9 protein-coding genes are annotated in these 11,051 nt (G+C 67.4%); 7 read left to right on the forward strand and 2 right to left on the reverse strand.

Annotated elements, in window-relative coordinates:
• The first annotated feature begins 74 nt into the window (after positions 1 to 74).
• The 4 genes from LzC2_RS09820 (at position 75) to LzC2_RS09835 (ending at position 5,047) form a co-directional block, all read left to right on the forward strand.
• Positions 75 to 1,403, forward strand: coding sequence for a DUF1501 domain-containing protein (locus tag LzC2_RS09820; RefSeq protein WP_171186355.1), 1,329 nt, complete (start codon positions 75 to 77; stop codon positions 1,401 to 1,403).
• A gap of 106 nt (positions 1,404 to 1,509) precedes the next feature.
• Positions 1,510 to 1,971 (forward strand): hypothetical protein, encoded by a 462-nt coding sequence (locus tag LzC2_RS09825; RefSeq protein ID WP_171186357.1) that lies wholly within the window; start codon positions 1,510 to 1,512, stop codon positions 1,969 to 1,971.
• A gap of 225 nt (positions 1,972 to 2,196) precedes the next feature.
• Positions 2,197 to 3,753, forward strand: a complete 1,557-nt coding sequence (locus LzC2_RS09830) for a cytochrome P450 (RefSeq protein WP_171186359.1) — start codon at positions 2,197 to 2,199, stop codon at positions 3,751 to 3,753.
• A gap of 151 nt (positions 3,754 to 3,904) precedes the next feature.
• Complete coding sequence (locus tag LzC2_RS09835) at positions 3,905 to 5,047, forward strand: DUF1559 family PulG-like putative transporter (protein ID WP_171186362.1); 1,143 nt, start codon at positions 3,905 to 3,907, stop codon at positions 5,045 to 5,047.
• Positions 5,048 to 5,173: 126 nt separating this feature from the next.
• Here LzC2_RS09835 and LzC2_RS09840 read toward each other — a convergent pair whose 3' ends face one another.
• Positions 5,174 to 5,371, reverse strand: a complete 198-nt coding sequence (locus LzC2_RS09840) for a hypothetical protein (protein ID WP_171186364.1) — start codon at positions 5,369 to 5,371, stop codon at positions 5,174 to 5,176.
• 274 nt (positions 5,372 to 5,645) lie between these two features.
• On the opposite strand from LzC2_RS09840, the gene LzC2_RS09845 reads away from it, so the two are divergent.
• The gene (locus LzC2_RS09845) at positions 5,646 to 6,740 is read left to right on the forward strand and encodes a DUF1559 domain-containing protein (protein ID WP_171186366.1); all 1,095 of its coding nucleotides are present in this window, start codon (positions 5,646 to 5,648) and stop codon (positions 6,738 to 6,740) included.
• 219 nt (positions 6,741 to 6,959) lie between these two features.
• The gene (locus LzC2_RS09850) at positions 6,960 to 8,294 is read left to right on the forward strand and encodes a M20 metallopeptidase family protein (RefSeq protein ID WP_171186368.1); all 1,335 of its coding nucleotides are present in this window, start codon (positions 6,960 to 6,962) and stop codon (positions 8,292 to 8,294) included.
• A 4-nt stretch (positions 8,295 to 8,298) separates the two neighbouring features.
• On the opposite strand, the gene LzC2_RS09855 is transcribed toward LzC2_RS09850, so the two are convergent.
• Positions 8,299 to 9,198 carry a cysteine hydrolase family protein gene (locus LzC2_RS09855; protein ID WP_174977609.1) on the reverse strand — a complete coding sequence of 300 codons (900 nt, stop codon included), beginning with the start codon at positions 9,196 to 9,198 and terminating at the stop codon, positions 8,299 to 8,301.
• A gap of 155 nt (positions 9,199 to 9,353) precedes the next feature.
• On the opposite strand from LzC2_RS09855, the gene LzC2_RS09860 reads away from it, so the two are divergent.
• Entirely contained in the window at positions 9,354 to 10,826 is a 1,473-nt protein-coding gene (locus tag LzC2_RS09860; protein WP_171186370.1) for a sulfatase-like hydrolase/transferase, read from the forward strand.
• The last annotated feature ends 225 nt before the right edge of the window (positions 10,827 to 11,051 follow it).

Below are 11,051 nucleotides of genomic sequence, written 5' to 3' on the forward strand. Positions count from 1 at the left end.
ATGCTCACCCCGCTCCGCTGACGCTCTGCGGTGAGAGCATGCCACCCTTCGCCTCCCTCCACCCCCCCACACCCATGTTCGCTCCGCACGCCCACCTTTCGCCCGCGTCCCGCTCGCACTTCACCCGTCGTCGGTTCCTGCGGGATCTGTCGATGTATTCCGCCGCCGGCGCCGCCGGGTTGGGACTGGGCGGGTCGTTGCCGTTCGGTGCCGCGCTGGCGGCGGATGCGCAGGGGATGCGGAAGCGCGGCAAGGCGATGATCGTGCTGTGGATGGCCGGCGCCCCCAGCCAGATGGAGACCTTCTCGCCCAAGCCGGATCACACCAACGGCGGCGGGACCGAGACGATTCAAACCGCGATCCCCGGCGTGGAGTTCGCCGCCGGGTGGGAAAAGATGGCCGCCGCGGCCGGCGATCTGGCGGTGATTCGTTCCATGACCAACAACGAGGGCAACCACCAGCGGGCCAGCTATCAACTGCACACCGGCTACTCCCCCACCGGCAGCGTGCGGCACCCGTCGGTCGCCAGCGGCATCGTGCAGCAGATCGCCCCGGAGGAGTTCAACCTGCCGGCGTCCGTCACGATCGGCAACGGGGGGAATAACTTGGCGAATATCGGCGGCGGGTTCCTCGGCGTGCAATACGACCCGCTGACGGTCCCCCGGGCCGGACAGTTGCCCTCGGACGTGCGTCCGGCGCAGGGCGAATTGAACGAACGCCGCGTCCGCAGCCGGCTGAGTTTGATGAACAAGCTGGACAGCTCCTTCGCCGCCCGCGGCGGCGGCCGGGTCGTGGAGAACCACCGCGAGATTTATCAACAGGCGGGCAATTTAATGCTCGACCCGAACCTGGACGTCTTCACCCTCGACGACGAACCGCAGGAGGTGAAGGACAGTTACGGCGACAGCGAGTTCGGCCGCGGCTGCCTGCTGGCCCGGCGGCTGGTGGAGAGCGGCGTGACTTACGTCGAGGTCCGCATGGGCGGCTGGGACACGCATGACGACAACTTCGAGCGCGTCAAGAACAACGCTTCGCAGGTCGATCCGGCGTTCTCCACCCTGATCGCCGACCTGAAGAGTCGCGGCCTGCTGGACGACACACTGGTGCTGTGGACCGGCGAGTTCGGCCGCACCCCCAAGGTGAACGCCCGCGGCGGCCGCGACCACTTCCCCAAGGCGTTCAACAGCGTGCTGGCCGGCGGCGGCGTGCGGGGCGGTCAGGTGATCGGCTCCACCACCGCCGACGGCATGGCCGTCGAGGATCGCCCGGTGAAGGTCGACGACCTGCTCCGCAGCTGCTGTCACGCCCTCGGCGTCGACGCCGACCACGAGCACATGTCCCCGCTGGGCCGCCCCCTGCGGGTCGTGGACAAGGGCGAAGTGGTGCAAGAATTGTTCAGTTGAGGCGACGTTCTCTCACCGACCCGAAGCGTCAGCGAGGGCGAGTCCGACGGGCGCTCGATCGCGTTCGACGGCCCTCGCTGACGCTTCGGGTTAGTATTGAACCCCCATGCAGAAAGGTTCGCCGCCCCCGTCGCTCGATTTCCGAGCGTCCGCGTGGATCGTGGGGACGACGTTCCTCGGTTGCGTCGTCGCGCTGCCGGTTTCGTTAATCGTTCCTTGGAGACGAACCGCAGGGACGTTCTACGGATCGGAGCAGTACCCGCTGTCGGAAACCGCGTTCGCCGCCGCGGTGCTGGGGGCAGTGTATTACTTCATCCTGCGGTTGCGCATCCCGGCGAGCGACTTCAAACGCACGCTGTGGACGGCGGCCGGTGGCTATCTACTCGGGGCGATAGTAAATCCCGCGGTCTCGCATCGCCGCGATCGGGCGACTTGGGCGGAGAACTTCCTTGAATACCTCAAGTGGGACTCCACCTCACTCTACGGACTGTCTGCGGCGTTCGCCGTCTGCGTGTGGGCGGAGGCGGTCGTTCTTCTGATCCGCTGGGTCCGCCGACAGTTCGCCTAGTGCGTCCGATGGATCAGTGTGGCGATTGTCTATGAGCCCGAAGCGCAAGCGAGGTGGGGCGGTGCCGAGCCTCGCTTGCGCTTCGGGCTCACAGGGGGCTTCGCAGACCGCCGCAGTGCTCCGTGGAACGCGCTCGTCGTACCGCGGTCGCGGCTGGGTTCGCCAGGCTCTTGGGCGAAGTCGCCGCCGGCCGCACGGTGCGTTCATATCTCGCCAACGCCCCTCATGACCGCCACCGCCGCCACGCCCGCCTCCGCCCTCGCTCCGTCGTCCGGTCGCGGGCGGCTCGAGCGGTTGCCGGGGCAGTTGCGGCGGAGGAATCCGTTCGGCGGAAGCTGTCTGCCGGCGGCGGTGCCGTTGTTCGGACGGGGGCGGCCGGCGCTGCCGTTTCCGCATCCGTGGAACTACGGGCAGCCGTTGGACATCCTCGACACCTACTTCCACGGGGCGGACGCGCTCGAGGGCGCCGGGCGGCACAATCGCTATCTGGACGTGCCCGGCTTCGCCCCGGTGCTGGTCACCCGCGACCCGGCGGTGATCCGGGCGGTCACGACCGCCACCGGCGACAAACCGGGGCAGTTCGACCGCGACACCCTGCCGTCGGCGGGCATCGCGCGGGCCACGGGCGTCGATTCCCTGCTGTACGCCAACGGGCCGATCTGGCGCCGACAGCGGAAGCTCGCGGCCTCCCCCTTCGGCAAGACGAGCCTGTTTCAACCGGAGCGGTTCGGCGAGTTCGAAGTCGCCTTCCGCGACACCGTCGCCCGCCGCCTGGAGGTGGTGCGGGCGCATCTGGAACAGAGCGGCGAACCGACGGTTCGACTGGCGCTCGAACCGGAGGTGCAGGCGGTGATGTTGGAGATGCTGGCGAACTGCTTCTTCGGGGCGACGATCCCCGACGAGGCGATCCGCGATCGGTACGCTCCGGCGTTGTCGCGGACGATCGAACGCATCGTCCGGGACACGGTGACGAACCGCATCGGCGTGCCGGTCTGGCGTTTGCCGCCGCTCACGCCGGGGATTCGGCGGGCGCGGGCGGACTACGCGGCGTTCGAGGAACTGACCGACCACGTGCTCGCCGCCCGGAAAGAGCGGCGGGGGTTGTGGGCGCAATTCAAATCGGATGCCCCGGACGAGGCGCTGCGGAGCAATATCCGGGTCTTTCTGGCTGGGGCGCTGGAGGCGACGACCTCCTATGCCTGCTGGACGATCTCCCACCTCGCCCGGAACGAAGACTGGCAGGAGCGGGTGTTTGAAGACGTCCGCGACATCGAGGACTACACGCCGAAGAACCTGATCGGCGCGACGCATCTGTTGGCGGCGATGAACGAGACGCTGCGGCTCACGCCGTCGCTGTATTTCCTCCCCCGCAAAGCGACGACGGATACGTCGTTGGCACTGGCGGACGGCCGCACGCTGACGATTCCGCGGGGCACGCATCTGCTGCTGGACGTCTGGCACGCCAACCGGCACGAGGATCATTGGGGCGTGGGCGTCACCGGCCATCCCGCGGCGGCGTTCGCCCCGCAGCGATGGACGGAGGCGGAGACCAAGGCGCGCGGGTCGAAGGATCTGCTGCACTTCGGCTTCGGCCACGGCCCGCGGGTCTGCCCGGGGAAGCACCTGGGCGAGTTGGAGGTCGGGCTGGTGGTCGGGGCCTTCGTGAAGCTGTTCCGCGTGCGGGCGGCCCAACAGGAGAACCCGCCGCGGGCCGGCGTCTCCACCAAACCGGCCGACGGAACGTGTGTGGATCTTGAACTTCGTCTGCCTACGGGTCACTGACCAGTCAATGGGCGCTTTCCCCGCGGGGAAGAACGTGGTAGCATCAAAAATTGCCAAGGCGTTCTAGCTTGGCGGCTAACGGTTCCGCCCATTCGGGCGTTTCAGGAACCGCGGCTCCCGTTTCTCTCTCCCGTCCAACGAGCCTACTCTCATGGTCTCTCGACCTATCCCGAATCCTGCGCAGCGCCGAAGCCTGCGATCGGGCTTCACGCTGATCGAACTGCTGGTGGTGATCGCCATCATTGCGATCCTGGTCTCCCTACTGTTGCCCGCGGTCCAACAGGCGCGGGAGGCGGCCCGCCGCAGCCAGTGCCAGAACAACCTCAAGAACCTCGGCCTCGCGCTCCATAACTATCACAGCACCTATAAGGCGTTCCCCATCTGGCGGGGCGGCACGAATAACGCCGGAACCCGCCCGACCGGGTCGGGCGGGAACACCGGGAACCAGCGGAACCTCAGCCCGCTGGTCCCCTTGCTGCCTTACATGGACCAGACGGCCCTGTGGAACCAGATCAGCAAGCCGATGCAGGTGAGCGGCGGGACGTGGCCGGCGATGGGCGGTCGCGTGTGGGACGGCAGCTACCTGCCGTGGCGCACGCAGGTCTCCGTTTACCTGTGCCCCTCCGACCACGGCGACCCGACGAGCAATATCGCCGGCACGAACTACGGCTTCAACATGGGCGACAACGGCCGCGGCCATAACCGCACCAACGCCACCAACCGCGGCGCGTGGAAGCGGTTCAACAGTCTCGGCCTCCGAGATCTGCGGGACGGCACCACCGGCACGATTCTGATGGGCGAGATCGGTCTCGCGGACCGCACCCGGTCGCTCATCCGGGCCCACAAGTTCAACGTGTCGGGCATGACCCTCACTGGCGGGTCCACCTCGGACATCGGGACCGTCTGCGTCGAGGGCGTCGTCGACCCGAACGAGCCCAGCTTCTACACGGCCGGGGACGTCGTCACCAGCGGCGCCCGCGCCCGCGGATCCCGCTGGACCGGCGCCTATGTCGCGCCGTCCGGGTTCCACACGATCATCCCCCCCAACGGCCCGTCCTGCAGCACCGGCGGGGATAGCGCCCAAGCCCTCAACGCCGACGGCGTGTTCTCCGCCGGGAGCGCCCACAGCGGCGGGGTCCAGGTGGTCATGGGCGACGGGTCGGTCCAGTTCGTCAGCGAGACGATCGACGCCGGCGACACCGACGCCCCGCACAAAACCTCCGGTCGAAGCAACTACGGCACCTGGGGCGCCCTCGGCACTCGGGCCGGCGGCGAAGCGACGGAAGGGTTCTGACCCACATCCCCGTTCGCAATAGGGCGGGAGATCGCTGAGTCTCCCGCCGAACAAGTGACGACGGCGTCGCGCCCGCGACGCCGTCGTTTTTGTCATCGTCTCCACGGATTTGGCGATCCGGAACGATTAGTATTCCATTTCGGCGGCTTCTTCTTCGGCGCCGGCCTCGGCCTCGGCGTCCGCGTCATAATCGTCGTCCAGCGGTTTCACTGTCGTCGTTTCGGAATCGTCAGCGCCGCAGCCGGCCAGCGGCAGGACGCACAGGGTGCCGCAGGCCAGGGCGACGGAGAACAGACGGGCGGACGACAGACGAGCGAGGATCATCAGAGGCTCCGAACGGGCGGGATGAGAGAGGGGAACCGGCAGGTTAGCCGGCAACCCGCGGGGAAGGAACTGAACGAATCAGGAGATTTCGATCCCAGTTCCGCTCCCGCTGCGTTCGAGAACCATCGAGCGTCGCCCCCTCAGATACGGGTCGTTTCATGGGGGCCTCCCCTGTTTACAACGGAGGATTTGGATGCAACACTCAACGCTCAACTTGGCAAATCTGCCGGGCTTTCCCTTTTTCCAGTTCCCCTCTCGGGATTTTTCAATGCGTATGCCCCGTCGTACCGACACGTCACCAAGGCGAGCCGGTTTCACCCTGATCGAATTGCTGGTGGTGATCGCGATCATCGCGATCCTGGTCAGCTTGCTTCTCCCTGCGGTCCAGCAGGCCCGCGAAGCGGCCCGCCGCAGCCAGTGCCAGAACAACCTGAAGCAACTCGGGTTGGCGATGCACAATTACCACAGCACCTATAAGGCCTTCCCCATGGGCCTCGGGGGCGGTATCGCCGGCAACGGCGGCCGGAACAGCTTTCTGGTCGGCCTGACGCCGTACCTGGACCAGACGGCTCTGTGGAACCAGATCTCCAGGCCGCTGCAGTACACCTATAACGGCAACGATTACGACGTCGGCCCCTCCGGTCGCCGGCCGTGGAACGAGGACTACCCGCCGTGGCGGACGCAGATCGCGACGCTGCTCTGCCCCTCCGACGCCGCTCGAGTCACCAACGAAGGCGACACCAACTACGCCCTGAACTGGGGCGACAACGCCAGCGGCGCCAGCGATCCCGACCGGCCGGAAGCCCGCGGGATGGGCATTCGGAACGACTCGCTGTCGTTCCGCGATTGCCAGGACGGAACGACCACGACCCTGCTGATCGGCGAGATCGGCCGTTGGGACGGCACCAAACGCCTGATCGCCCAGTGGGCGAAGGGCGCCCCGCTGCGGCACTCCGCGACCGGCTACGAAGATCCCCAGACCAACTGCATCGACTACGCGGTCAACCCCAACGAACCGCAGTTCTATAAGGACAGCCTCTCGCTGGGAACCGGCGATCAGCAGCGGGGCACCCGCTGGGCGGACGGCGGCATGGTCTTCACGCAATTCCTCACGATCGTGCCCCCCAACGGTCCCAGCTGCCGTTCCCAAAGCATCGGGAACGACTGGGAGAACGGCATCATGACCGCCGGCAGTTACCACTCCGGCGGCATCCAGGCCGTGCTGGTGGACGGCTCCGTCTCGTTCATCTCTGAAACGATCGACACCGGCGACCTGTCCGCCGGGGCCGTGACTTCCGGGAAGAGCCCCTACGGCGTTTGGGGCGCCATCGGCACCAGCGTCGGCGGCGAAGTCGATACGGAGTTCTGATCCCCCGCGGCTTCGACTATGCAGACGTTTCGTCCCCCGGACGGCGTCCGCGATATCTCACCGCCAGCCGGCTCCGTCGCAAGACGGGGCCGGCTGCTTTTCATTTCTATGAGAACGCCGGCATGCCGGCACCGCACGCCGTCCCCGGTTGCGGGTCGGCCGTTCGCCGGTCACGGTTGAGACGCCTTCTGAGACGTCCTTCCCGCATCGGATCCCGCCGTGTTCATCGCTCGTCAATCACGCCTGTTGATCGCCTCGTTCGCGTTGGCGGCGACGCTGTCCGCCTGCGTCCCGGCCCTGCCCGCAGCGGACCCCGACCCCGCCGCATGGGCGGACGAGCGATTGCCGAAGTTATTGGACCTCTACCGCGACCTCCATCTTCGCCCGGAACTGTCCGGGAAGGAGACGGAGACCGCCGCCCGCGTCGCGAAAGAATGGCGAGCCGCGGGATATGAAGTGACCGAGGGCGTCGGCGGGACCGGCGTCGTGGGACTTCTGAACAATGGCGACGGCCCGACGGTCATGCTGCGCTGCGACCTGGACGCCCTGCCGGTCACGGAGGCGACCGGGCTGCCGTTTGCCTCGAAGGTGACGGCGGAACGCCCCGGCGGCGGGACGACCGGCGTGATGCACGCCTGCGGCCACGATGTCCATATGACCTCCGTGACCGGCGCCGGGCAGTATTTCGCGGAGCATCAGGACGAGTGGGCCGGTACGGTGATGCTGATCGCCCAGCCCGCCGAGGAGACCGGCGAGGGCGCCAAGGCGATGCTCTCGGACGACCTGTTCACCCGGTTCCCCAAGCCGGATTACGCCGTCGCGTTGCACGTCACCCCGACCGCCGCCGCCGGCACGGTGGAGACGCTGGCCGGATATAGTCTGGCGAACGTCGACAGCGTGGATATCACCTTCCACGGCCGCGGCGGGCACGGGGCGCAGCCGCACACGACGATCGACCCGATCGTGATGGCCGCGGAGTTCGTGCTGTCGGCACAGGCGATCGTCGCCCGGGAGGTGAAGCCGACGGACCCGGCGGTGGTGACGGTGGGTTCCATCCACGCCGGCTCCAAGCACAACATTATTTCGGACGAAGCGAAGCTCCAACTGACCGTCCGCAGCTACTCCGACGCGGTGCGGACGCAACTCATCGCCGCGATCGAACGCCGGGCGAAGGGCGTTGCCGCCGCGGCCGGGGCCGAACCGCCCACGGTCGAATCCTCCGAAGGCACCCCGTCGCTATATAACGATCCCGATTTGACCGCCCGGCTGACGGAGACGTTTCAAGAAGAACTCGGCGAGGAGAACGTCCGCGACGGGGAGCAATCCATGGGCGGGGAAGACTTCAGTCGGTACGGCAAGGCCGGCGTACCGATCTTGATGTTCCGCCTCGGCAGCGTCGCGCCCCGGGATCTCATGCGGTACGAACAGGCCGGCGTGTCGCCGCCGAGCCTGCATTCCGCGACCTACGCCCCGGACGCCGAGGCCGCGTTGCCGATCGGCGTGCGCACGCTGGTCGCCGCGGGGTTGGAGTTGTTGAAGACCCCGGGCGAATAGTTCGTCACTTCTCGTCCGCAGTCGCCTCTGCGGCTGATGCGTCCCGCGTCGACGGCTTGCCGGCCGGGTCGTCGGCGAAACGGAAGCGGTCGTCGCCGAGCACGTCGCCGCTGACGATCGTCGGGCACCAATAGCGTTCGATATGCTGCACGACGAGCCGCGTGCCGTCGTGATGGCCGACGTAGGGACTCATCGCGGGATTATACATGGAGTCCGTCAGGTCGCGCATCAACAGGACGTTCTGCCCCTGCAAAACCATCTGGCGGATCGAGAACGGCCGGCCCAGCACGCACATATTCGTGTGCACGCCCATCACGATCACGTTCTTGATCCCCCGCTGTTTCATCAGATAGAACGCCTCCGCGCTGTCGGTGATCGCGTCGCCGGGTTCGATCTTCAGCGTGTCGATCTGCCGGGTCCAGGGCCACGGCCGGCCCTTCTCCCAAGGCGTACAGCAATCGCAGCCGCCGTCGGAGTCGTCGATCGGCAGCGGGGCTTCGCGATCCGATTTCAGATGGCACCAGCCTTCCAACGGCACGTCCGTTTCAACCTTGGGCGCCTGCTGGGCGAGGCGCCGCCCCGGAGTGCCTTCATAGAAGTCCATCGTATTGCTGGGGCAATGAATAATCAGCACGCCCCGCCGACGGAGGGCGACTAATACGTCGTTCATGCGGGGAGCCATCTCCGCGACGCGAGCCTCGGCCGTTTCGCAGGTGTGACGGTCCCACATATCGCACACCACGACGGCCGTTTCCGACGGGTTCCACCGCAGCGTCGCGTCGACGGTTCGGTATCCGCCGCCCTCCTGCGGTTGCTGCTGGCTGCGGGCCTGGAACACCAGCGGCTCCGCGGGGGCGAGACACGAAGCGGCCAGCAACGCCGCGACGGAGACGGAGATCGGCATCGAATCGGCCTGTGAAGGAGCGAGAGCGGACGAGCGGGGCCCGTATCGTCGGCGGCCGCCGACGCGGCGTCCACCCGCGCCGCTCCCCCGGCGGAAGGGCGCCGGCGGCGGCGGCGTGTCTTGAATTGGGCGTGCCTGCGGATCACAGTCGAGCGATGATCACCGCCCTGCTCGCCCTCGCGCTCGCTGATTCGCCGGTCCTCGAACCGCCGGTCGCCGCGGCGCCGCCGAACGTCGTCGTCGTCTTTATTGACGACATGGGGTGGGCGGACTTCTCCTGTTTTCATGACCGGGAGGACGTCCAGCCGCCCATCGCCGACCGACCGACTGCGGCCCAAACTCCGCATATCGACCGCCTCGCCGCGGAGGGGCTTCGGTTCGGGCGGTTCTACGTGAATTCGCCGATCTGCTCCCCGTCGCGGACGGCGCTGACCACGGGCTATTATCCGCAGCGAGTGAAGATCGGGTCCTATCTCGCCCGCCGCCAATTGAACGCGGACCGCGGAATCGCGAACTGGCTCGATCCGCATGCCGCCCCCACCCTGCCGCGCATGCTGAAAGCGGCCGGCTATCGCACCGGACACTTCGGCAAATGGCACATGGGCGGCCAGCGGGACGTGGGCGAGGCGCCGTTGATCTCCGAATACGGGTTCGACGAGAGCCTGACGAATTTCGAAGGACTCGGCCCCCGCGTGCTGCCGTTATTGAACGCTTACGACGGCTCGAAGCCGCGGCCGCATGCGTTGGGATCGGACAACCTCGGCCACGGGCCGATTCGCTGGCTCGACCGGGACCAGGTGACCGCGGCGTTCGTCTCGGAGGCCGTCGATTTTATCGACGGAGCGGCGGCCGCGAACGAACCGTTCTATCTCAACCTCTGGCCGGACGACGTGCACACCCCGCTGTTCCCGCCCGCCGCCGAGCGCGGGGACGGGACGAAGGAGCGGTTATATCAGGGCGTGCTGGAAACGATGGACCAACAATTAGGCGTGTTGTTCGATCGCATCCGCGACGACCCGGCGCTGCGGGAGAACACGCTGATTCTGGTTTGCTCCGACAACGGCCCGGAGCCGAACGCGGGGTCCGCGGGGCCGCTGCGGGGGTTTAAGACGATGCTTTTTGAGGGCGGCGTGCGGAGCCCGCTGGTTGTGTGGGGGCCGGGGCTGGTGGAACCGTCGGCGGTCGGTTCGTACGACGCGGAGAGTCTGTTCGCGGCGTTCGATCTGCCGCCGTCGCTGCTGGCGATCTGCGGGGTGGAGTTGGAAGAAGACCCGGGGTTCGACGGGGAGAACCTGTCTGACGTGCTGCTGGGGCGGGCGGATCGCTCGCGGACGGCGCCGCTGTTCTTCCGCCGCCCGCCGGACCGGGACAGCTTTTACGGCGTAGACGACCTGCCGGACCTCGCGGTGATCGAAGGCGCCGCGGAGCGCGAACCCGGCGGGCCGCGTTGGAAGCTGCTGTGCGAATACGACGGTTCACAGGCGGAACTCTATAACCTCGCCGAGGATCAAGGCGAGACGACGAATCTCGCCGAGCGACACCCTGCCGTCACGACCCGTCTGCGAGACGCCGTGACCGCCTGGCACGAATCCATGCCGCAGGACAAGGGCGAGGAGTTCGGGAAATAAAGCGGCGGGCGTTCGCTCGCCTCCCCTCTCCCTGAAGGGAGAGGGGCCGGGGGTGAGGGTGTGCGAGCCTTCGCAAGCCGCCGGCCAGAGCGTTTCGGAGCGCTCGCAGCGTCCGGACGCTGCGAGCGTCCGGGACGCTCGGTCACCGGCGAACGCTCGTTTTCAGGGGAGAGAGGCGGGATCGTGAAGGGCGACCGGTCGGTTCCAGCCCCCTCACCCCCGACC

It is taken from the genome of Alienimonas chondri (genome assembly GCF_013036045.1).
Classification (GTDB): domain Bacteria; phylum Planctomycetota; class Planctomycetia; order Planctomycetales; family Planctomycetaceae; genus Alienimonas; species Alienimonas chondri.

What these genes read in the sequence shown, in the direction of transcription:
- LzC2_RS09820 (WP_171186355.1), top strand. Translation starts at nt 75, where the DNA reads ATGTTCGCTCCGCACGCCCACCTTTCGCCCGCGTCCCGCTCGCACTTC.
- LzC2_RS09825 (WP_171186357.1), top strand. Translation starts at nt 1,510, where the DNA reads ATGCAGAAAGGTTCGCCGCCCCCGTCGCTCGATTTCCGAGCGTCCGCG.
- LzC2_RS09830 (WP_171186359.1), top strand. Translation starts at nt 2,197, where the DNA reads ATGACCGCCACCGCCGCCACGCCCGCCTCCGCCCTCGCTCCGTCGTCC.
- LzC2_RS09835 (WP_171186362.1), top strand. Translation starts at nt 3,905, where the DNA reads ATGGTCTCTCGACCTATCCCGAATCCTGCGCAGCGCCGAAGCCTGCGA.
- LzC2_RS09840 (WP_171186364.1), bottom strand. Translation starts at nt 5,371, where the DNA reads ATGATCCTCGCTCGTCTGTCGTCCGCCCGTCTGTTCTCCGTCGCCCTG.
- LzC2_RS09845 (WP_171186366.1), top strand. Translation starts at nt 5,646, where the DNA reads ATGCCCCGTCGTACCGACACGTCACCAAGGCGAGCCGGTTTCACCCTG.
- LzC2_RS09855 (WP_174977609.1), bottom strand. Translation starts at nt 9,198, where the DNA reads ATGCCGATCTCCGTCTCCGTCGCGGCGTTGCTGGCCGCTTCGTGTCTC.
- LzC2_RS09860 (WP_171186370.1), top strand. Translation starts at nt 9,354, where the DNA reads ATGATCACCGCCCTGCTCGCCCTCGCGCTCGCTGATTCGCCGGTCCTC.